Origin of the sequence: Sulfurovum iocasae, assembly GCF_047716765.1 — a bacterium.
In the GTDB taxonomy this organism is placed as follows: domain Bacteria; phylum Campylobacterota; class Campylobacteria; order Campylobacterales; family Sulfurovaceae; genus Sulfurovum.
This window is the reverse complement of the sequence record NZ_CP180410.1, coordinates 895,434-917,612: the sequence shown is the minus strand read 5'-3', so window position 1 is coordinate 917,612 and position 22,179 is coordinate 895,434. Positions and strand designations below refer to the sequence as shown.

At 43.0% G+C, this 22,179-nt stretch carries 16 protein-coding genes, 1 pseudogene and 2 riboswitches; of the genes and pseudogenes, 3 read left to right on the top strand and 14 right to left on the bottom strand.

All coding sequences use genetic code 11. From position 1 onward, the window contains the following. Positions 1 to 23: 23 nt before the first annotated feature. The 5 genes from ACLHDG_RS04540 to ACLHDG_RS04520 form a co-directional block, all read right to left on the bottom strand. Positions 24 to 998, bottom strand: coding sequence for a CapA family protein (locus tag ACLHDG_RS04540; RefSeq protein WP_415407804.1), 975 nt, complete (start codon positions 996 to 998; stop codon positions 24 to 26). Positions 999 to 1,015: 17 nt separating this feature from the next. Beyond that, a complete protein-coding gene (locus ACLHDG_RS04535) occupies positions 1,016 to 1,636 on the bottom strand; it encodes an acyltransferase (protein ID WP_415407803.1) in 621 nt (206 codons plus the stop codon). Between the two features lie 257 nt (positions 1,637 to 1,893). After that, complete coding sequence (locus ACLHDG_RS04530) at positions 1,894 to 2,055, bottom strand: hypothetical protein (protein WP_415407802.1); 162 nt, start codon at positions 2,053 to 2,055, stop codon at positions 1,894 to 1,896. Beyond that, a complete protein-coding gene (locus ACLHDG_RS04525; protein WP_415407801.1) occupies positions 2,033 to 3,043 on the bottom strand; it encodes a family 16 glycosylhydrolase in 1,011 nt (336 codons plus the stop codon). The genes ACLHDG_RS04530 and ACLHDG_RS04525 overlap by 23 nt, the downstream gene beginning before the upstream one ends. A gap of 235 nt (positions 3,044 to 3,278) precedes the next feature. Then, a complete protein-coding gene (locus tag ACLHDG_RS04520) occupies positions 3,279 to 8,903 on the bottom strand; it encodes a PKD domain-containing protein (protein ID WP_415407800.1) in 5,625 nt (1,874 codons plus the stop codon). 74 nt (positions 8,904 to 8,977) lie between these two features. Then, positions 8,978 to 9,059, bottom strand: a riboswitch (cyclic di-GMP riboswitch). 227 nt (positions 9,060 to 9,286) lie between these two features. Between ACLHDG_RS04520 and ACLHDG_RS04515 the strand changes: the two genes are divergently transcribed. Together ACLHDG_RS04515 and ACLHDG_RS04510 are read left to right on the top strand one after the other, a co-directional pair. Continuing rightward, positions 9,287 to 9,406, top strand: a complete 120-nt coding sequence (locus tag ACLHDG_RS04515; RefSeq protein WP_415407799.1) for a helix-turn-helix domain-containing protein — start codon at positions 9,287 to 9,289, stop codon at positions 9,404 to 9,406. A gap of 26 nt (positions 9,407 to 9,432) precedes the next feature. Further along, positions 9,433 to 9,825, top strand: coding sequence for a hypothetical protein (locus ACLHDG_RS04510; RefSeq protein WP_415407798.1), 393 nt, complete (start codon positions 9,433 to 9,435; stop codon positions 9,823 to 9,825). Between the two features lie 5 nt (positions 9,826 to 9,830). Here the strand turns inward: ACLHDG_RS04510 and ACLHDG_RS04505 are convergent. From ACLHDG_RS04505 to ACLHDG_RS04480, 6 genes and pseudogenes are all read right to left on the bottom strand, one after another. Continuing rightward, a pseudogene (locus ACLHDG_RS04505) lies at positions 9,831 to 10,079 on the bottom strand (PKD domain-containing protein); the annotation flags it as partial. A gap of 24 nt (positions 10,080 to 10,103) precedes the next feature. Next, a complete protein-coding gene (locus ACLHDG_RS04500; RefSeq protein WP_415407797.1) occupies positions 10,104 to 10,529 on the bottom strand; it encodes a DUF1566 domain-containing protein in 426 nt (141 codons plus the stop codon). 26 nt (positions 10,530 to 10,555) lie between these two features. Further along, positions 10,556 to 15,484, bottom strand: a complete 4,929-nt coding sequence (locus tag ACLHDG_RS04495) for a PKD domain-containing protein (protein ID WP_415407796.1) — start codon at positions 15,482 to 15,484, stop codon at positions 10,556 to 10,558. After that, entirely contained in the window at positions 15,477 to 15,854 is a 378-nt protein-coding gene (locus ACLHDG_RS04490) for a hypothetical protein (protein ID WP_415407795.1), read from the bottom strand. The genes ACLHDG_RS04495 and ACLHDG_RS04490 overlap by 8 nt, the downstream gene beginning before the upstream one ends. Before the next feature lie 30 nt (positions 15,855 to 15,884). Then, positions 15,885 to 15,959: riboswitch (cyclic di-GMP riboswitch) on the bottom strand. Positions 15,960 to 16,170: 211 nt separating this feature from the next. Beyond that, a complete protein-coding gene (locus tag ACLHDG_RS04485; RefSeq protein WP_415407794.1) occupies positions 16,171 to 16,452 on the bottom strand; it encodes a hypothetical protein in 282 nt (93 codons plus the stop codon). Further along, a complete protein-coding gene (locus ACLHDG_RS04480; protein ID WP_415407793.1) occupies positions 16,452 to 18,458 on the bottom strand; it encodes a DUF1566 domain-containing protein in 2,007 nt (668 codons plus the stop codon). Before ACLHDG_RS04480 ends, ACLHDG_RS04485 begins: the two co-directional genes overlap by 1 nt. 324 nt (positions 18,459 to 18,782) lie before the next feature. On the opposite strand from ACLHDG_RS04480, the gene ACLHDG_RS04475 reads away from it, so the two are divergent. Further along, complete coding sequence (locus ACLHDG_RS04475; RefSeq protein WP_415407792.1) at positions 18,783 to 19,619, top strand: glycosyltransferase family 25 protein; 837 nt, start codon at positions 18,783 to 18,785, stop codon at positions 19,617 to 19,619. An 11-nt stretch (positions 19,620 to 19,630) separates the two neighbouring features. On the opposite strand, the gene ACLHDG_RS04470 is transcribed toward ACLHDG_RS04475, so the two are convergent. From ACLHDG_RS04470 to cysC, 3 genes are all read right to left on the bottom strand, one after another. Continuing rightward, positions 19,631 to 20,635, bottom strand: coding sequence for a glycosyltransferase family 2 protein (locus tag ACLHDG_RS04470; RefSeq protein ID WP_415407791.1), 1,005 nt, complete (start codon positions 20,633 to 20,635; stop codon positions 19,631 to 19,633). 177 nt (positions 20,636 to 20,812) lie between these two features. Beyond that, positions 20,813 to 21,574: a 3'(2'),5'-bisphosphate nucleotidase CysQ gene (gene cysQ, locus ACLHDG_RS04465; protein ID WP_415407790.1), complete on the bottom strand. Its 762-nt coding sequence runs from the start codon at positions 21,572 to 21,574 to the stop codon at positions 20,813 to 20,815. A gap of 11 nt (positions 21,575 to 21,585) precedes the next feature. Then, complete coding sequence (gene cysC, locus ACLHDG_RS04460; RefSeq protein WP_415407789.1) at positions 21,586 to 22,179, bottom strand: adenylyl-sulfate kinase; 594 nt, start codon at positions 22,177 to 22,179, stop codon at positions 21,586 to 21,588.

Below are 22,179 nucleotides of genomic sequence, written 5' to 3'. Positions count from 1 at the left end.
TTAACTTTGTAGCATTATTGATTTCATAATCTCAAAAAACGTTTAATCTGTTCAACTGAAGGAAATCGTGGATTTTGAATGAACGATTCAAACATTTTCTGTTTTTGCCTGGTTTTTAAATACAAATCATACTGTTTTTGTGTTTTAGGAACCCAACCAGGCACTTTTACCTTATAGGGCTTAACAGACTTTCCGTCAAACAATATGGTCGAGTAGGCAACATTGAGATCTCTATCTATATCAACAACAAGACCTTCTCGATTTGCCGGATCTTCTTTGGGAGAATAGATATTTTGAAATTTTGTGCCATCATAATTGGCAGGACGGTCCTGATAAGGGAACAAAAAGTGGCCAAGCCCGTAAAATATGTATCTGTCCTTGTATTTCTCAAAACTTTGGATCACATGTGCATGATGGCCTATGATAAGATCGGCACCGGCATCAATGAACATCCTTGCTTTTTGTGCATCATCAGGTTTGGGATAACGGATATTTTCATCTCCCCAATGCAGATTAATAACAATATAGTCAACATCACTGCGACACCCTTCAATATCATGAAGTACTTTCTCCTGATCCAATGGTGCGCTGCCGTTTGACTCATCCTCTCCAAATACTGGACTCGTAGTAGGGCAACTGTATCCCAAAAGAGCAATTTTTTTTCCGTCAAAGTTGACTATGGCAGGATTATTGAAATTATTTTTTTTATTTCCTGCACCAAAATAGGCAATATTGTTATGATCCAGAAATTCTATCGTTTTTGCAAATGCAACATCACCATAATCCGCAATATGATTGTTGGCAAGATTGACTGCAAGCGGAAGTTTACCAAATGTCTCTTCTATGTACGATCTCTCTTCACATTTATTTACTTTGTTTTTTGCAGGGATACCCTCGCATGACAATGGATGTTCAAGATTAAATATAAATTCCTGAAACGGCAGATCAACGCTATAATCTTTATTTAAAACAACATCCCCTAAAAAACTTAATTTCATAAGTATCCTCTTTGGTATTAATTCTCTGTATATTCTTTAATAATGATGGCTGGATTTCCACCTGCAACCACCATTGGCGGTATATCCCTGACCACAACGCTATTGGCAGAAATCACAGAGCCTCTTCCTATTGTGACGCCTGGCAATACAATCGAATTGGCACCGATCCAGACATTGTCTTCTATGGTTATGGGCTTGCTTATTCCTGTCGTATTGATTCTGTCTTCCACATTGGGGAATGACAAGTCATGGCCATTACCATCGATTATCTGGCAATTTCCTGCAATCAAGCAACCCTTGCCAATTATGACCGACTCAAAAGCATGTATACAAGTACCATGTATCCTGGTTTTATCCCCGATCCTTATTTCTGCCCCTTCTCCCTCTGCAAAAAGTTTTACGGGTGAATGAAGATTAATATGATAGTCTTTGTTTTTGGAGTTTAGTGTCACATCAGTTCCAATATACAGCCTGCTTTCTTTCCGGATATCGATAAGCGGCAAACCCTTTATAATCAGCCTGCCTTTGATCTTCACATTTGGTTTTGACGACAGCCGGAGCTTGTAAAACTTGATCCATAGATAATAAGGAATTTTCAGCGGATCTGTTATTAATAAATTAAAGAGTTTTTTAAGCATAATCTATTTCCCTTGCTTGGTACCAGGTTATTTATTTTGTGGGTTTTAAAAATTATATTGAATCTGTTATGAGAAGCGCATTAAAAGGTCAAATTATTGATAATCTGCCCCTAAAATTTCAAAAATGCGAATTTTATTTTATTGTCCGATACACAATATTATCATAAACAGCATCCTTACCCTTTATTCTGATCCTTAAGGAAGTGACAGTGATCGGTGTTGGTTGGTATTAATGGTCAACGTCTCTCCAAATACGTTTACAGTTGTTGAAGATTGGTAATCTTATACAAGATCAGTTCGATTTCAGCTTCGGAGACATTGTATTTGATCATACTGATATCGAAAGTGAATGTACTTTTGTTCCGCTCCACATTGATAAGATTGGTTGTCCAGCACCTACTGACAAGTTTTTTGTTCATATATCCTCACATAGTCAATGATGTACTTCTGCGGAAAAATAGAATTATCGATTTCTCCGGTCCATTTACCTCCCAATGCGAAGTTTATGAGAAGATAGTGAGGTTTGCGGAAGGGATTGTCTTCTCCTTCCCCGGCATTTTCGACCTGAAAGGAATAGTATTTTATCTTATCAAAAAAGAAATCGATACGGTCCGGGTACCATTCCATGGCATAGATGTGGAAATCAGCAAAGGGATTATCCGTAACGTGATTGCCTCTCTCTCTAACCATTCCGCCTGAAAGAACGTAGGCTACCGTGGTATAGATCGTGTCTGGCATCCTCCCAATGTACTCCATAATGTCAATCTCTCCACATTCGGGCCAGCCCACCTCCGAGCAGGAGGTACCCAGGGTCCATATGGCCGGCCAGATACCTAATCCCTGCGGAAGTTTGGCCCTGACTTCTATCCGCCCGTATTTCCAGCTCGCCTTATTCTCTGTAATGAGACTTGCCGAAGTGTATTCGGCATATTCACGTGATTCTCTCCAGTCGGTGGAATTCTCATCATATATGGGGTTTTCGAATTTTTCTTTTCTCGCTTCGATGATCAATGTACCGTTTTCGACCCTGGCATTCTCTTTTCGGTCACGGGTATAGTACTGCTTCTCTTCGTTACGTATGAATCCCTCTTCGCAGGTCCATTTCGATTTGTCGGGCAAACCCTCGTAATTGAACTCATCCGACCAAACAAGCTTCCATTTATCAGCATCGATGGAGCCTGCCGTTAACAGGGTATCGGTAAATCCATTATTGCCGTTACTGATATCACCATCATTAGAATCAGTGATTCCCTCCGCATAGATGTTTCCGCTACCGTCCTTAACACTGCCATCAGTTACAATATTGTTGTTTTGATCATAACTTAATGTTTGTCCTGTTTTTACTGCAGGAGAAGCCAAAAGCGATACAATAACTATTGATGTAAAAGTAATAACTATTTTAAACACCACAAACACCTCCATCTTTTTAGATAATTCCTATTAGATTACATAAAATCGTACTATTTAGTAGGTTGGCTACTTAATTATTTACGATCTTTCTTAATGACCGCAGTGAAGTAAATGAAATATATCTGGTTAGCCATCTATTTTCCTGTTCTCATATGGTCTGCAGTCTCACCTAAAGATCAGTTTACATGGTTTTTGGAAGTGATACCAGTTTGCAGGGTATGAAGCTCTGCACCTAATCCATATGAAACGAATCGAGCTCTAAACCAGATGCATCTCGAGCAGTAAAATAAAGATCATCCCCCTGAATCTCAACTTCACAGAAATGGTGTGACTGCGCTGTCGCTACAACATTTTCATAGTTAGGATCTGGTGAATACAGCGGAGCTCCTCCTCCCCCGGTAGTGATGTGCTGTATACTATCTACAGTCGCACGGGCATAGTAATGGTTGTGTCCTGCAAATATTATATCCACACCCTTTTCCACAGCGAGAGGCTGAATGTAATTCTGAACATCAACATTATTGCTATGGGGACCATCTGCTGACCAACCAGGCTCATGAAATACTAAAAATTTCCACTTCTTTGTACTGGAAGATAGATCATTCTCGAGCCATATATATTGTGTAGAACCAGGGCTGTAATCTACATACTGATCAATAACAGTAACATGAACCGGGCCATAATCAAAAGACCAATAAAAACCACCAGGTTCATAAAGATAAGGGAAATACTTATAAAAAAGATCACCGGAACCTTCGTGATTACCTCTCGCACCGTTAATGGGCATATTCGCTTGAAATTCATTTGTGTTGGTGTAATAGGAATCGAAGAACTGATTGGCCCAATCAGCTTCAAGGTCACCATTGTTAACCCAATCACCTACATGGAGTGTTATGGTCTGATACTCTGGATTAGTTGTATAGGTATTGATCATCTGGTAATTGACAGAGTTATGGTCGGCAGGATAGGATCGGGTATCTCCATAGACCATAAATTTAACGTTGTCTGCATCATCTGAAGGAGCAGAATGAAAAGAGCCACGTCCGATATAATTGGAATCACAGGTCACTTTATAGAAATAGTGTATACCGGGAGTAAGTCCTGTGATTGTGTATATATGCCGATGGTCATAAGTGCCATCCCCATTTTCACTGGTACCTGCAGTGCCCTTTGCATAAGAAGCATCCTCTCCCCAATCGATCGTACAGGACCGTGAACTGTCCAATTGCCAGAGCACTCTCATCTCTGTATTGGCACCATCATATATAAGATAAGGACCTTTCTGAACCGCCGACGACGGTGTTGCTGTCACTATCACATCCATACTGTCTGTTCCGGGCGCACCATCATCATCCGTTACCGTAAGTGTCAAGGTATCCGTTCCTACTACAGTCGGTGTATAATCGAATGAGGCTGTAGTTGCCAGAACTGTTCCATCTTTGCTCCATTCGTAGGATGCAATGGTTCCGTCTGGATCAGTTCCGCTTCCTGTGATGGTGATTGTATTGTTTACCTGTACGGCCTTATCCGCTCCGGCATCGGCTGTCGGGGGAGTGTTCGGCGGCGGTGTACCCGTGGCGTCTTCGATCGACAGATGATCTACATTGGCGCCACTAAGACCCGTGGTGCTTGCATAGATCGTATGGGTACCTGCAGTGAGTGAGACCGTAGTACGTGTCTCACCCCAGGTTGACCAACCACCTGTAGCCGGGAAATCAATAGTTGATCCACCACTGGTACTATCAACACTGATATGTAACGGTCGGTTCCCCGATCCTAGTGCGTAACGGAAAACCAGATCATAGTTACCTTCGGCAGCTAGTTCCACTGTCCATTTTACATAACCTTCACCTGCATAATCCACATAACCCGTACCTGTATAGCCAGAGTGGGTACTGCTGATCGCAAATGCAGGACTCATTTCTGCATCTTCGGCTTCATAGAGTACATTTGGCGGAGGTGGTGTATCTTCGGTAACTATCACATCCATACTGTCTGTTCCGGGCGCACCATCATCATCCGTTACCGTAAGTGTCAGGGTATCCGTTCCTACTACAGTCGGTGTATAATCGAATGAGGCTGTAGTTGCCAGAACTGTTCCATCTTTGCTCCATTCGTAGGATGCAATGGTTCCGTCTGGATCAGTTCCGCTTCCTGTGATGGTGATTGTATTGTTTACCTGTACGGCCTTATCCGCTCCGGCATCGGCTGTCGGGGGAGTGTTCGGCGGCGGTGTACCCGTGGCGTCTTCGATCGACAGATGATCTACATTGGCGCCACTAAGACCCGTGGTGCTTGCATAGATCGTATGGGTACCTGCAGTGAGTGAGACCGTAGTACGTGTCTCACCCCAGGTTGACCAACCACCTGTAGCCGGAAAATCAATAGTTGATCCACCACTGGTACTATCAACACTGATATGTAACGGCCGGTTCCCCGATCCTAGTGCGTAACGGAAAACCAGATCATAGTTACCTTCGGTAGCTAGTTCCACTGTCCATTTTACATAACCTTCACCTGCATAATCTACATAACCCGTACCTGTATAGCCAGAGTGGGCACTACTGATCGCAAATGCAGAACTCATTTCTGCATCTTCGGCTTCATAGAGTACATTTGGCGGAGGTGGTGGATCTTCGGTAACTATCACATCCATACTGTCTGTTCCGGGCTCACCATCATCATCCGTTACCGTAAGTGTCAGGGTATCCGTTCCTACTACAGTCGGTGTATAATCGAATGAGGCTGTAGTTGCCAGAACTGTTCCATCTTTGCTCCATTCGTAGGATGCAATGGTTCCGTCTGGATCAGTTCCGCTTCCTGTGATGGTAACGGACTGGTTCACCTGTACACTTTTATCCGGTCCGGCATTGGCTGTGGGGGGGATGTTTGGCGGTGGATCTTCGGTAACTATCACATCCATACTGTCTGTTCCGGGCTCACCATCATCATCCGTTACCGTAAGTGTCAAGGTATCCGTTCCTACTACAGTCGGTGTATAATCGAATGAGGCTGTAGTTGCCAGAACGGTAGTACCTTTTTTCCATTCATAGGATACAATGGTTCCGTCTGGATCAGTTCCGCTTCCTGTGATGGTGATTGTATTGTTTACCTGTACGGCCTTATCCGCTCCGGCATCGGCTGTCGGGGGAGTGTTCGGCGGCGGTGTACCCGTGGCGTCTTCGATCGACAGATGATCTACATTGGCGCCACTAAGACCCGTGGTGCTTGCATAGATCGTATGGGTACCTGCAGTGAGTGAGACCGTAGTACGTGTCTCACCCCAGGTTGACCAACCACCTGTAGCCGGGAAATCAATAGTTGATCCACCACTGGTACTATCAACACTGATATGTAACGGTCGGTTCCCCGATCCTAGTGCGTAACGGAAAACCAGATCATAGTTACCTTCGGCAGCTAGTTCCACTGTCCATTTTACATAACCTTCACCTGTATAATCCACATAACCCGTACCTGTATAGCCAGAGTGGGCACTACTGATCGCAAATGCAGGACTCATTTCTGCATCTTCGGCTTCATAGAGTGTACTTGGCGGAGGCGGTGGATCTTCTGTAACTATCACATCCATACTGTCTGTTCCGGGCTCACCATCATCATCCGTTACCGTAAGTGTCAGGGTATCCGTTCCTACTACAGTCGGTGTATAATCGAATGAGGCTGTAGTTGCCAGAACGGTAGTACCTTTTTTCCATTCATAGGAGACGATCGTTCCGTCTGGATCAGTTCCGCTTCCCGTGATGGTGATTGTATTGTTTACCTGTACGGCCTTATCCGCTCCGGCATTGGCTGTCGGGGGAGTGTTCGGCGGCGGTGTACCCGTGGCGTCTTCGATCGACAGATGATCTACATTGGCGCCACTAAGACCCGTGGTGCTTGCATAGATCGTATGGGTACCTGCAGTGAGTGAGACCGTAGTACGTGTCTCACCCCAGGTTGACCAACCACCTGTAGCCGGAAAATCAATAGTTGATCCACCACTGGTACTATCAACACTGATATGTAACGGCCGGTTCCCCGATCCTAGTGCGTAACGGAAAACCAGATCATAGTTACCTTCGGTAGCTAGTTCCACTGTCCATTTTACATAACCTTCACCTGCATAATCCACATAACCCGTACCTGTATAGCCAGAGTGGGCACTACTGATCGCAAATGCAGGACTCATTTCTGCATCTTCGGCTTCATAATTGATAGATCCTACGTAAACCGTTACACTGGCTGTGTCTGTTTCGCTACTATCACTGATCGTATAGGTAAACAAATCACTGCCACTGAATCCAGTTCCGGGAATGTAGATTACAGCATCATTTCCATTTACTGCATCTATTGCACTGAAACCATTAAAAGGTTGTGTTATAGACATAATATAAAGAGTATCTCCGTTGGGATCTGTATCGTTACTAAGAACATCGATAGTTAGCTCGACGTCCTCGTCAGTGTTCGCACTGTCATTTCTAGCTATAGGAGCGGTATCATCTTCAAAAAGACCGTTGATCATATCAACTGAGTTATCCACCAGCTGTTGACCGCCAATGTGGTCGCACCAACCATCCTGTATCAATGAACTGTATGCGCCTCCACTAACAGCTTCTTGAGTCGGTAGATATCCACCACGGTTAAGACCACTCATCTGCGCGATAATGGTTTGTGTTGGCACACTTCCATTTTGAATAGCTTTCCCCCAGGCATTAAAAAGCTCAAACGGATTATTAACCCATGCAGTATTATCAAGGCGTACTGCATGGATCTCAACCAGGTAGGTAGGTCGGGGTTCATTGTAAACCGGATGATTAGTATGGTAATAACTTTTTGTTGTCAAATTGACATCTCTTGCAGTGTGCTTCATTTCAACTTGATATTTAATTGTGTTCATTGCAGATGGATACCGCTTACGAACGCTATCCGCGATCATTTCACCAATTTCGTTTCGAGTTGCCCTAGTTCCCTCTAAATTCCAAGGAGACATCTCTCCAGCAGCACCACCATAAGGCAGAATATATATATCATTACCATAGGTCTGTCTGAGTTTTTGCTTGACATCGTACCAGAAATCAGCAGAAAGATACTCAGCGCCTCCAACTCTTTGTGACGGAGACACAATGTTTATCATAATTCCTGTCAATCCACCACTAGGGTTGAAAGTATACATTAGCTCCAGTGTATGATCAAATGGTGTCAGCATTCCGGCAAAATCGGGACGGCTTGTATCACCATACATTTCATGGTGACCGTCTGTATATTTAACAATGCGGCAGAACCCGACCGCCGCCTCTCCCTTTTCAAAACTGAGACCACCATAAGTACGGTTGTTCCAGGCTTGCTGGATAACTAGCTCAAGCTTCCATTTTGCAAAATCATAATAGGGGTTATTTTTTACAGGCTCATGAGTGGGATGATAGTGTCTTATAGTCTCATTCAGGTAAGGCGCGGTGTGGGTATGTGTGGCAACCAATGTTAATTTATTGAGGTCAAAACCTGATAATGTTCCCTGAAGGCTGTTGCGAAGAGGAACGAGCATACCTTCATGATCCATAGGCCACCACTCTCTAGCTCCCCCGGGACCCAGATCAATAGTATCAATAGAAACTAGGATCCACTGTTCACCGGCATCCGATTCTATAGCAAGTGCGGTCGCAGTCAGAGGATCGTTAATAGTGGAGGTGACACGTGCATACATCTGCCCGCGCAGGTCAACAGGAAGGAGGCTTTCAGTAGGTGTGATATCGATTTCCGCCCAGCCAATTTTTATTGCTTCCTCTCCACCATAGCTTTGAACTCCGAAGAGAGCGATTAGCAATCCGACCATCATCATAATAATTTTGCTTTTCTTCTCCATTCTCTCTTCCTTATTTTATACAAAACAATAAAGTATTATTTGGTATTAAAACCAAAAAAACTAGATTACTTCTTTTAGGCAACTCGGCTTTCTCTAAAGAAAAGAAATCCATAAGTTTTCCGTCCTTTTTTCGCAAATAGTTTGGCTTTTCTTTTAGTAATCACAGTTTACTATTATCTAACTAAATAGATTAAATCCTTATTAAAACACAAGGAAAGTACATCAACATGATAACCACCTAATGTATCAGAAGATACTTAATCAAGTAGGTATAAGCTATCCAGGATTCCCCAATTTTAGAAAGGGTAAGAACCATGCTGGCAAATAACATTTTAACATACCAGGACTTTCTCAAATATACACAAGAGCTATTATAGTTATGATTGGCGATCATAAAGTGCTATCAAGAGATCAGAAACATCACGCAGATAGCCAAAGAGTTTCAAACAACAAGGCTGACTGTTCGCAAGTGGGTCAATCGCTTCACTTTGCAACCGTTCTAAAGTACCCAAGCAAGCCGTATAGACAGATGAATGAACGTACAGGGGCGCTGTTGGTGCAGTTTAGCAAAGATAATCATCCCTCTTTGGAGTATGACTATTTTCACCATTATCTATTTAGTCGCAATTGTCAAGAGATTCCTTCCAAGAGTGCAACATATACCATTTGGCACAAGTATGGGTTGCTGAGCAAACACTACAAAAAGAGCCAAAAGAAAAAAGACCTCAGAGAGATCAAAGCCAAATATAAACCCTTTGAAAAGATCCAGATCGATGTCAAAGAGCTCAAAGACATTCCAAACTATCTTGATCAATCACTGGCACTGCAATATAAAGCACAAAGCATCAAGCCCAGCTTTTATGAAAAGCGCATTAAAAAATCACATTATCTGCAAACTACCCCTGTGCATATCTATGGCTGAAGCATCTAAGGATTGGCAACCGTCACTGTCATACTGTCAGTCCCCGTCGCCCCTTCATCATCTGTTACCGTCAGAGTAAGCGTATCCGTTCCTACTACAGTCGGTGTATAGTCGAAGGACACTGTAGTCGCCAGAACCGTAGTGCCCTTTTTCCACTCATAGGAGACGATCGTTCCGTCCAGGTCACTTCCTCTTCCCATGATGGTAACGGTCTGGTTGAGCTCTACGTTTTTATCCTGACCTGCATCAGCTGTCGGGTAGTGGTTTCCAGGTAGGCCTCATTTATTGCGGACACAACGTACATATCGATGCGTCTCAGCTTTATCGTGCATGGATATATGACCATCTAAAAAACAGACACCCCATGCACTTTCAGTACTTGTAGCATAAGTTGTAGAACTCCAGAACCATGGGACTTGTTCAAAATTACTAAATTGTGTTTGATCAAAAATAACATTGATCGCCGGTTCTGTTCCATCCTGGTCATCACTAATAGAGACAAGTTCATTCACATTAGGTAACCGCCAATCATCATAGCCTAAAGCATTTAAATCATTACAATAAGCTATAGCACCATTCCAATTGGTCATTTTAATGCTGCCGCCATTATCAGCAAAGTCATCCTGCCACATCAAACCGGTTCCATTATCTGTAACAATACCACCTGTTTTTGTATAATTTGCCTGCAGAAGTGCGAAACACACAATTAAAAATAAAAAGATTTTTTTCATTAGTTATCCCCTCGAACGCATCGTACATTATAGGTATCAGTCTTTGGCTTCCTATTGGTATCACCCCAGCCAAAACGAACAAACCATGCCTGAGTTGTGTCAGAGGCATCGTCAGTTCCAGTCCAATACATACCATAATCAATGTCTACGGTAGCAGTGATAAAAACATCATCGATTACTGGGCCAGGGCGTGATTTCGAATACTCTACCAAACTCGCTAATTCAAGTCTTGTGGGCAGTCTCCAGTCAGTACATCCGGCAAGATCAATCTCATTGCAGTATGCTTCGGCACTTGTCTTGCTGAGATTAGGGATAGTATCATTGCTTGCATAGCCTTTGTTATCATTATAATCATTTTGCCATATCACTTGCAACATTGTATCGGTGACTGTTCCATTTCCATTGTTGAGATAATTTCTATCTTGACCAAACCTGTAATAGCCATCATCACCTGATAGATATATAGTGGTTTGGCCGGTTTTACCTACTGGAAAACCTACAGGCGGAGGTGGTGGATCTTCGGTAACTATCACATCCATACTGTCTGTTCCGGGCGCACCATCATCATCCGTTACCGTAAGTGTCAGGGTATCCGTTCCTACTACAGTCGGTGTATAATCGAATGAGGCTGTAGTTGCCAGAACTGTTCCATCTTTGCTCCATTCGTAGGATGCAATGGTTCCGTCTGGATCAGTTCCGCTTCCCGTGATGGTGATTGTATTGTTTACCTGTACGGCCTTATCCGCTCCGGCATCGGCTGTCGGGGGAGTGTTCGGCGGCGGTGTACCCGTGGCGTCTTCGATCGACAGATGATCTACATTGGCGCCACTAAGACCCGTGGTGCTTGCATAGATCGTATGGGTACCTGCAGTGAGTGAGACCGTAGTACGTGTCTCACCCCAGGTTGACCAACCACCTGTAGCCGGGAAATCAATAGTTGATCCACCACTGGTACTATCAACACTGATATGTAACGGTCGGTTCCCCGATCCTAGTGCGTAACGGAAAACCAGATCATAGTTACCTTCGGCAGCTAGTTCCACTGTCCATTTTACATAACCTTCACCTGTATAATCCACATAACCCGTACCTGTATAGCCAGAGTGGGCACTACTGATCGCAAATGCAGGACTCATTTCTGCATCTTCGGCTTCATAGAGTGTACTTGGCGGAGGTGGTGTATCTTCGGTAACTATCACATCCATACTGTCTGTTCCGGGCGCACCATCATCATCCGTTACCGTAAGTGTCAGGGTATCGGTTCCTACTACAGTCGGTGTATAATCGAATGAGGCTGTAGTTGCCAGAACAGTAGTACCTTTTTTCCATTCGTAGGAGACGATCGTTCCGTCTGGATCAGTTCCGCTTCCCGTGATGGTAACGGACTGGTTCACCTGTACACTTTTATCCGGTCCGGCATTGGCTGTGGGGGGGATGTTTGGCGGTGGATCTTCGGTAACTATCACATCCATACTGTCTGTTCCGGGCGCACCATCATCATCCGTTACCGTAAGTGTCAAGGTATCCGTTCCTACTACAGTCGGTGTATAATCGAATGAGGCTGTAGTTGCCAGAACTGTTCCATCTTTGCTCCATTCGTAGGATGCAATGGTTCCGTCTGGATCAGTTCCGCTTCCTGTGATGGTGATTGTATTGTTTACCTGTACGGCCTTATCCGCTCCGGCATCGGCTGTCGGGGGAGTGTTCGGCGGCGGTGTACCCGTGGCGTCTTCGATCGACAGATGATCTACATTGGCGCCACTAAGACCCGTGGTGCTTGCATAGATCGTATGGGTACCTGCAGTGAGTGAGACCGTAGTACGTGTCTCACCCCAGGTTGACCAACCACCTGTAGCCGGGAAATCAATAGTTGATCCACCACTGGTACTATCAACACTGATATGTAACGGTCGGTTCCCCGATCCTAGTGCGTAACGGAAAACCAGATCATAGTTACCTTCGGCAGCTAGTTCCACTGTCCATTTTACATAACCTTCACCTGTATAATCCACATAACCCGTACCTGTATAGCCAGAGTGGGCACTACTGATCGCAAATGCAGGACTCATTTCTGCATCTTCGGCTTCATAGAGTGTACTTGGCGGAGGCGGTGGATCTTCTGTAACTATCACATCCATACTGTCTGTTCCGGGCTCACCATCATCATCCGTTACCGTAAGTGTCAGGGTATCCGTTCCTACTACAGTCGGTGTATAATCGAATGAGGCTGTAGTTGCCAGAACGGTAGTACCTTTTTTCCATTCATAGGAGACGATCGTTCCGTCTGGATCAGTTCCGCTTCCCGTGATGGTGATTGTATTGTTTACCTGTACGGCCTTATCCGCTCCGGCATCGGCTGTCGGGGGAGTGTTCGGCGGCGGTGTACCCGTGGCGTCTTCGATCGACAGATGATCTACATTGGCGCCACTAAGACCCGTGGTGCTTGCATAGATCGTATGGGTACCTGCAGTGAGTGAGACCGTAGTACGTGTCTCACCCCAGGTTGACCAACCACCTGTAGCCGGGAAATCAATAGTTGATCCACCACTGGTACTATCAACACTGATATGTAACGGTCGGTTCCCCGATCCTAGTGCGTAACGGAAAACCAGATCATAGTTACCTTCGGCAGCTAGTTCCACTGTCCATTTTACATAACCTTCACCTGTATAATCCACATAACCCGTACCTGTATAGCCAGAGTGGGCACTACTGATCGCAAATGCAGGACTCATTTCTGCATCTTCGGCTTCATAGAGTGTACTTGGCGGAGGTGGTGTATCTTCGGTAACTATCACATCCATACTGTCTGTTCCGGGCGCACCATCATCATCCGTTACCGTAAGTGTCAGGGTATCGGTTCCTACTACAGTCGGTGTATAATCGAATGAGGCTGTAGTTGCCAGAACAGTAGTACCTTTTTTCCATTCGTAGGAGACGATCGTTCCGTCTGGATCAGTTCCGCTTCCCGTGATGGTAACGGACTGGTTCACCTGTACACTTTTATCCGGTCCGGCATTGGCTGTGGGGGGGATGTTTGGCGGTGGATCTTCGGTAACTATCACATCCATACTGTCTGTTCCGGGCGCACCATCATCATCCGTTACCGTAAGTGTCAAGGTATCCGTTCCTACTACAGTCGGTGTATAATCGAATGAGGCTGTAGTTGCCAGAACTGTTCCATCTTTGCTCCATTCGTAGGATGCAATGGTTCCGTCTGGATCAGTTCCGCTTCCTGTGATGGTGATTGTATTGTTTACCTGTACGGCCTTATCCGCTCCGGCATTGGCTGTCGGGGGAGTGTTCGGCGGCGGTGTACCCGTGGCGTCTTCGATCGACAGATGATCTACATTGGCGCCACTAAGACCCGTGGTGCTTGCATAGATCGTATGGGTACCTGCAGTGAGTGAGACCGTAGTACGTGTCTCACCCCAGGTTGACCAACCACCTGTAGCCGGAAAATCAATAGTTGATCCACCACTGGTACTATCAACACTGATATGTAACGGCCGGTTCCCCGATCCTAGTGCGTAACGGAAAACCAGATCATAGTTACCTTCGGTAGCTAGTTCCACTGTCCATTTTACATAACCTTCACCTGCATAATCCACATAACCCGTACCTGTATAGCCAGAGTGGGCACTACTGATCGCAAATGCAGAACTCATTTCTGCATCTTCGGCTTCATAGAGTACATTTGGCGGAGGTGGTGGATCTTCGGTAACTATCACATCCATACTGTCTGTTCCGGGCTCACCATCATCATCCGTTACCGTAAGTGTCAGGGTATCGGTTCCTACTACAGTCGGTGTATAATCGAATGAGGCTGTAGTTGCCAGAACAGTAGTACCTTTTTTCCATTCGTAGGAGACGATCGTTCCGTCTGGATCAGTTCCGCTTCCTGTGATGGTGATTGTATTGTTTACCTGTACGGCCTTATCCGCTCCGGCATCGGCTGTCGGGGGGATGTTTCCTGGTATAGCGCTTTCACCGCGTACACAGCGTACATTCCGGAAAGTCGCTTTACGATCGTAGTAATTATAGCCAATCATAAAATGTACATGCCAGGCATCAATCGTTTCGGGATGAAGAATACGGGTGGTAGAAGACCAATAGCTCGCAGTACTGGGATCAATGTTTTGGAACACTGTGCTATCAATAGTGGGGTTGTACCTTGAGCGATCGTTTATAGTAAGCAGCTCTTTTTGATTTGGAAGTCTCCAGTCAGTATATGAACCCAACGTTAATGCTTCGCAATAATTAATTGCCTCTATCCAGTTTTTTTTAATTGTTTTAGCATCCGTATTATCCTGCCACTCTAATCCGGTTGCCAAATCATGAACAATATCGTCACTGCGATAGAAATTTGGATCCTCATATGTTTCGCCCCGTACACAACGTACCCAATACGAACTACCACCATCATCTACCTCCCAATCTTTTAGTTCAGGACTTGAGTAGCCCCAATTTTGAAAGCGTACAATCCAAGCCTTCGAGCTATCATTCTCATAAGTAGTTGACGTCCGGTAGTTCCCCAGGGTAATATTCTGAAATACTACAGTATCCATACTTGGGCAACATTCGTCATAATTCACAAGCGTTTCCAACTCTCTTACTGTCGGCAATCTCCATCCCCCACCATCAAGTGTCAGTGCGTTGCAATGGACTATGGCATCATTCCATGTACGCCTCACAATAAAACTATCATCCCACTCCAAACTTGTAACATTGTCGATAACGATACCTATATTATTGCGCGTATAGTAAAAATCTGTGCCTGTCTGATAATAGCCATCATCTTTTACACTGCCATTAGTTACAATATGATTATATTGATCATAACTTTTGGTTTGCCCTGTTTTTACTACAGGAGATGCCCATAGCATGGAAATTAGAAGCGTAATAAAAACGATTACTGCCTTAAACATACAACACTCCTTTCACATAAAAAACAATGTTGTCACCATTGGCTATACGTGTCTGTACCATTGTCTCAAGATTATTGTTGAACTGTGATGTCATCTGTCTGATATTTGTCTCTTCATTGTTAGTGTGATTGATGATCTGGGCGAAAACAACAGGAATATATACACTATAGCTTGCATTAAAGAGTGCATCTTGTAAGTCTTTTCTGTAACTTACTGCCTCAATCCCCACTTCTGGGAGACTGTAGGTAATAGAGTCCCCCAACGGCATGATCCTAATGGTATCCCCACTATACAAAATAATCGGTATCGATAGAGTAGTTATTAATACATTCAGAAACTTTTTTAAATTCTTGTTAAGAAGTTGCTTCATTTTGGCTACCTTTTGAAATATACATTATTTCTGAGCAGCCAGGCGATCTCTGTGAAACCCATAGCTTTCCGTCCTGCCCTTTCAGGCAGTTTGGCCTTTTTCAGATAATTAAAAATAACTCGTTACTTAAACATCTAATTATAAATATTTATGATTAAGATAAAATAAATACCCTTATCACATAATTATAGATCAAAGAAGTTAATGAAAACTTAATGGTTTGTATAAATGAATGGAAAAGGAAAAACAGCATAACTATCATCCTTCTCTCTATTTATTGAGAGAAGGATGATAGTGTTCAGGGAATCAAGATTTTTTATATGACGGTTGCTTCACCTGTGATCATACAAGCCGACTTCGTACCATCCGGAGTATGCCATATCCTTACTTCCGCACCATTAGCCACTTTTTTGATGGTTTTCTCGGTTACATCTATCGCATTGGACATACCAAGATCCGTAGTGGTTCCGCATTGGGGTACTTTGACAACCGTAGGAAGGGGAGTAGTGCTGTCATCTCCACCTCCACCGCCACAGGCACTCAGGAGGAGTCCCGCCGTTATAGCAAAAATAGTCTGTTTCATCATTATGCTTTTCATTATATACCTCCCAGTACTAGATCGCTTGCGAGCGGTGCATCGATGATGATGCTGCCATCTGATTGAACGCTTACCTTTGTTCCCGGAGCAAATACACCCTCCACTGTCAAGCCTGCTTTGGCACTGCAGCCACTTTGATAGCCTGTAATGATCTCTCCGTTGCTTTTCATTTCGATAGTCAGGCAGTCTGCCTTGAAAGTGATCTTGTCCTCACTCACTTCTATATCGTCAAAACCATCTGAACTGGCTACTTTAGATCCGCTTGTTGCAGTATAGGTATTGCCGTCAGGACTAACTGTGCACCAGTCAGGAGCCTTAGCAACTACATGCACCGTTCTCGTTTCGGTTGCCGCGTCGTTGCCTGCAGCGTCGGTCGCACTGTAGGTCAATGTATAGGTACCGACGATGGAGGTATCCACCGTTCCACTTACGCTTACAGGTACATCACCGTCTACGTCATCTGTCGCGATAGCCCCGGGATCTGTAAATGTACTCCCCTCTACGATATCCATAGGGTTAGTACCATTGAGTGTGATGATCGGTGGTATGATATCGACAACATGCACCGTTCTCGTTTCGGTTGCCGCGTTGCCTGCAGCGTCGGTCGCACTGTAGGTCAGCGTATAGGTACCGACGGTGGAGGTATCCACCGTTCCGCTTACGCTTACAGGGACATCACCGTCTACGTTATCTGTCGCGATAGCCCCGGGATCTGTAAATGTGCTCCCCCGCACCACTTCCATGGGGTTATCTCCGTTGAGCGTGATATCCGGAGATGTAGTGTCTACAGCAGTTATAGTCATGCTATCCGTATCCGTTGCCCCATCATCATCCGTTACGATGAGTGTCAAGGTGTCTGTACCCACCGAGGTTGGAGTATAGTCAAATGACGCTGTTGCCGCCAAAACCGTATCGCCTTTTTTCCATTCATATGCAGCAACAGTCCCATCCGTATCGCTTCCACTTCCCGTAATGGTAATAGCCTCCTTCACCTCTACAATCTCGTTCGGGCCGGCATCGGCTGTCGGAGGGATATTTTCACGTACACATCGTACATAAGATGTAGCAACTGTACTATTCTTCTCATCATAGTAGTTTACTCCCCCTCTAAAGTTCACAAACCAGGCATCAACTGTTATCGGATGCCCGATACGGGTGGTAGAAGACCAATATTTATAGGTGGCACAGTTTTGGAATACTGTCGTGTCGATAGTAGGGTAATACCTTGTACGATCGGCTATGCTAAGCAGCTCTTTTTGATTTGGAAGTCTCCAGTCAGTGTACGAACCCAACGTTAGTCCTTCGCAATAATTGATTGCCCCTATCCAGTTTTTTCTTACTGTTTTTGCAGCTAAATCATCCTGCCACTCCAAACCGGTTGCCCGATCAGTGACGATATTGTTACTTCGATGGAAATCTGAATTCCCATATGATTGGCCCCGCACACAACGTGCATAATAATAAGTATATGAAGTAGCATTGGTTTCAGGGTCTACTGTTTCAACTATGTCATTGGTCTTATCTATTGGTAACGAATAACCCCAATTTTGGAAGCGTACAATCCAAGCTTCCGAATTATCACTCTTAGAAGGAGTCGATGACCAGTAGTTTCCGCCAGGAATGGATTGAAATATGTCATCTACTGGATTATGAGCCTTTGAATAATTTATAAGTGACTCCAACTCCCTGATTGTAGGCAGTCTCCATCCGCTCCCATCGAGTGTCAGTGCACTACAATGATCTATGGAACCATACCAATCACGATTCTTGATAGAGGTATCTTGCCACTCCAGATTTGTTACATGGTCAGTAACGATACCTATACTGCTACGCGTATAATTAAACTCTTCACCTGCCCTATAGCAGCCATCATCCTTCACGCTGCAAAGAGGTACAGGAGTATCACTACTGTATTGTCCATAGCTTAATATCTGTCCTGTTCTTAATACAGGATCAGCGAAGAGCACAAGAGTAAACATCGCAGTAAAAATAATAATCTTCCTCATTTTGTCCGACCTTATATTGTTTTATAGTTGAATTTTATACCTTATATACTTAGCCACTCCTGAGAAATATCAGTTATCAGTTATTTCGTATAAAATACGGATCTTAATGAACGCAATCCGAGGTAAATTATGCCCATATTCTTTAGGTAGATGCCATCTTGATTTAATCTACATCCTAATTATTTAAAATCTACTGAAAATATGTCATAATGTCAGCAAACATGAAGTATGATAAGGAAGTGAATGATGATGGTTAGTTATCTTGATTTTTGAGAGCATTTACACGTTTTTTAGTCATTTAGCTAGATTGTTATGGAGAAAATAATGAACAATGTACCAATCTTTATAGTAAACCTGAAAAAAGATACTGAAAAAAAAGAGCATATGCAGCAATTATGTAAACGGTATGGGTTGGATTGTCAATTTATTGATGCAGTCTATGGCAAAGAAGTAGACGAAAATGAATTAGCTAAAGTATATGACAAAAAAAGAACACTTGCAGAAATGGGAAGAGAGCTCACTGCCGGAGAAATCGGATGCACTTTAAGCCATAAGAGTATCTATCAAAAAATGATAAATGAGCATATCGAAAAAGCAATTATTTTTGAAGACGACGTCATTTTTGATCAATCTATTCATGAAGTACTGTCTTCCTTGGATAATTTCCCTGATGATTGGGAAGTGACCCTATTAATTTACTACAGAATACTTCCATCCTTAAATCGATATTGTGTTAGTCTCCGTGATCGTATGCCGGTAAGCAAGAATTTTAAAACTGTTCGTTTTATCGACTTGATGCACAGTACCGCAGGATACGCGATCAATTTATCAGGGGCAGCAAGGTTACTGTCGAGTTTAGATGAAAGGATGTACAAACCAATAGATCACTATACCGGCGATGAACACCATATTAACCTCTATGGTTTGCATCCAAAGCCCGTTAGCATTGATCCTATTCAGGGTCTAAATAGCTCAATAGCGGCAGAACGCAATAAAACAAGAAGCAGTTCAGGACAATCAGATACAGATAATTTCCGTACCATGCTGAAAAAAACAGCACTTCATACCCTGTTTAAAAAGATAAACACCAAGCGGCTTGATATCCTGTACTATCTGCAGAATTTCAAGAAGTGTATCATTCGACCTAAAAAATATACTTGATCTACAGATTATTAACTTTTAGAATCAAATAATCTTTCTGTAACTTTCGCTGTTTTTCTGAAAATTCGACTACCTAACATATGTAAGTGCGAAACAATTATTTTAAAAGCTGAAAGATCTTTGTTTCCAATAATATTCTCAATAACCTTCCTGTACATCAAAAACTCTTTTTTCGAAAGTGCCTCGGTTAGCATTCTGGCAATATAGTGATTAATATTATCATCGATATCTTTTGTCGATAAATGATGTTTAATCAAATTATTTCTAAGAATCAGTTTTGACAGTATCGTTTTATCAAATTTACTATAATTGTCCAAGTTACTCCATACACCATTATCATGTACTCTGTAAGCCGCTTTTTCTACATCATCCAGGTATTTAGCTTTTCCATGAAAGCCCATTAAATGCCATCTGGCCATATCACCAAAAGGAATCTCCTTCAAATCATCCGGATACACTATGATATTTCTAAACACAACCGAATGTGTCGTAATGTCGGTACCGGTTGCAAGCATTTCACTTCTGGAATAATCTTTTGGTCCGCCTATATAAGTGTCTCTTATTACTTCATCGTTGTCATTTACAACCATAGAATTATGATAGCAGCATACATATTCACTGTTTTTTTCTAAAAAATCAACCTGTTTCTGCAATTTTAAAGGGTCAATCCAATAATCATCGCCTTCCAAAGAAGCTATGTATTGACCTCTGGCTTCATTTATGGGTATCGCCATAATATTTTTCTTTTGTGAGTATTGATTCTCTTTCTGTAAAATCGTTCGTATTATCTGCGGGTATTTATCTGCATACTTTTTTATGATCTCAGCCGTACTATCTGTTGAAGCATCATCATGTATAATGATCTCAAACGGAAAATCTGTCTCCTGTTTTAACATACCATCAATAGCCTGGGATATAAACTTCTCATGGTTATACGTTATACAGCAGCAGCTCAACAACGGCTTTTGCCGTGATTTCCAGTTTTGCATGATCTCATCTTCAGTTTTTTCAATCATCCTATTCCCTAAATAGTTATTATTTAAATTTGCACTTTAATATTGGTATTACTTCTTTTATAGTATCGAGAATCATAACTGGCTTATCTCCAACATAGCTGAACCATCATATTTAAACCCCAAATATGCATCAGCCTGCATTCTCAAATTTGCTCTTCTCACTACTAAAGCATTGCCCTACCTAACCACAAACCAAGGGTTCAATAGGTTTTTTTTATTATAAACAACAGGCTTGTCATTCTCATATTGGACCACTTGCTTTCCACTCTCAATTACTATAGCATGGGCAGCACCGGTATCCCATTCCATGGTTGGAGCAAGTCTTGGATAGATATCGGCTGTTCCCTCTGCTACCATACAGAGTTTAAGCGAGCTGCCTTTTGATACAAGATTTAGTTTCTCAGTACTTAATGCCAATTCATCAATAAAAGTTTGCGTCTCTTCAGAAAGATGTGATATTGAAGCCACCACATTTAACTCTCTTTCTGCTTCAATGTTTTTCTTGATCGGCAGCCTCTCATCATTTTTATAAGCACCCATATCTTTTTTGGCATAATACATATCCTCTAATACAGGAGCATACACAACCCCTAAAACAGGTTCATCCTTATGAATAAGTGCTATATTAACCGTAAACTCACCTGTTTTCTTAATAAACTCTTTGGTACCGTCAATAGGATCAATCAACCAGAAATAATCCCAGTCCTTCCTGTCAACATAGGGTACTTCTTTGTTCTCTTCTGAAAGAATAGGAATATCAGGATAAAGAGTTGCCAAAGCACTACAGATGATCTCATTTGATTTCAGGTCTGCTTCTGTCAGTGGTGATTTATCATCTTTATATTCGATCGTAAAATCTCTGTCATAGATTTTCATGATAGCATCACCTGCTTCTTTGGCAATATTCACAATATCTTTTTGATTAATTTGATCCAGCATTTAGATGATCCTTATATATAGTTTTTATCATGTAAATAGTTTACGATGATATCTGCAGATTCTTCTATGCTAGGCTCACCTTTAATATGTATCTCAGGTTTTTCCGGGACTTCATAAGGTGAACTGATACCTGTAAAATCAGGGATCTCCCCTTTTCTTGCTTTCACATATAATCCCTTAGGGTCTCTCTGTTCACACACTTCAAGAGGCGCATCAATAAAAACTTCAATAAATTCACCCTCTTGTGCCAACGTACGTACTATTTCTCTGTCTTCACGAAATGGAGAGATGAAGGCACTCAATACGATCATCCCTGCATCTGCAAAAAGGTTACTGACTTCACCGATACGTCTGATGTTTTCTACTCTATCCGTATCACTGAAACCAAGATCCTTATTAAGTCCATGGCGTACATTATCACCATCAAGCAGATAGGTATGTTTTTTTAATTCAGCCAGTTTGACTTCAACGGCATTGGCAATAGTTGACTTTCCGCTTCCGCTTAAACCAGTAAACCACAAGATACATGGTTTTTGTGCTTTCATTGCAGAGCGTTCTTCTTTGTTCAACTGATGATCATGCCAAACGATATTTTTGTTTTTCAC

Coding starts and splice junctions, on each gene's coding strand:
- ACLHDG_RS04540 (WP_415407804.1), bottom strand. CDS start 998: ATGAAATTAAGTTTTTTAGGGGATGTTGTTTTAAATAAAGATTATAGC.
- ACLHDG_RS04535 (WP_415407803.1), bottom strand. CDS start 1,636: ATGCTTAAAAAACTCTTTAATTTATTAATAACAGATCCGCTGAAAATT.
- ACLHDG_RS04530 (WP_415407802.1), bottom strand. CDS start 2,055: ATGAACAAAAAACTTGTCAGTAGGTGCTGGACAACCAATCTTATCAAT.
- ACLHDG_RS04520 (WP_415407800.1), bottom strand. CDS start 8,903: ATGGAGAAGAAAAGCAAAATTATTATGATGATGGTCGGATTGCTAATC.
- ACLHDG_RS04510 (WP_415407798.1), top strand. CDS start 9,433: ATGAATGAACGTACAGGGGCGCTGTTGGTGCAGTTTAGCAAAGATAAT.
- ACLHDG_RS04495 (WP_415407796.1), bottom strand. CDS start 15,484: ATGTTTAAGGCAGTAATCGTTTTTATTACGCTTCTAATTTCCATGCTA.
- ACLHDG_RS04490 (WP_415407795.1), bottom strand. CDS start 15,854: ATGAAGCAACTTCTTAACAAGAATTTAAAAAAGTTTCTGAATGTATTA.
- ACLHDG_RS04485 (WP_415407794.1), bottom strand. CDS start 16,452: ATGAAAAGCATAATGATGAAACAGACTATTTTTGCTATAACGGCGGGA.
- ACLHDG_RS04480 (WP_415407793.1), bottom strand. CDS start 18,458: ATGAGGAAGATTATTATTTTTACTGCGATGTTTACTCTTGTGCTCTTC.
- ACLHDG_RS04475 (WP_415407792.1), top strand. CDS start 18,783: ATGAACAATGTACCAATCTTTATAGTAAACCTGAAAAAAGATACTGAA.
- ACLHDG_RS04470 (WP_415407791.1), bottom strand. CDS start 20,635: ATGATTGAAAAAACTGAAGATGAGATCATGCAAAACTGGAAATCACGG.
- cysQ (WP_415407790.1), bottom strand. CDS start 21,574: ATGCTGGATCAAATTAATCAAAAAGATATTGTGAATATTGCCAAAGAA.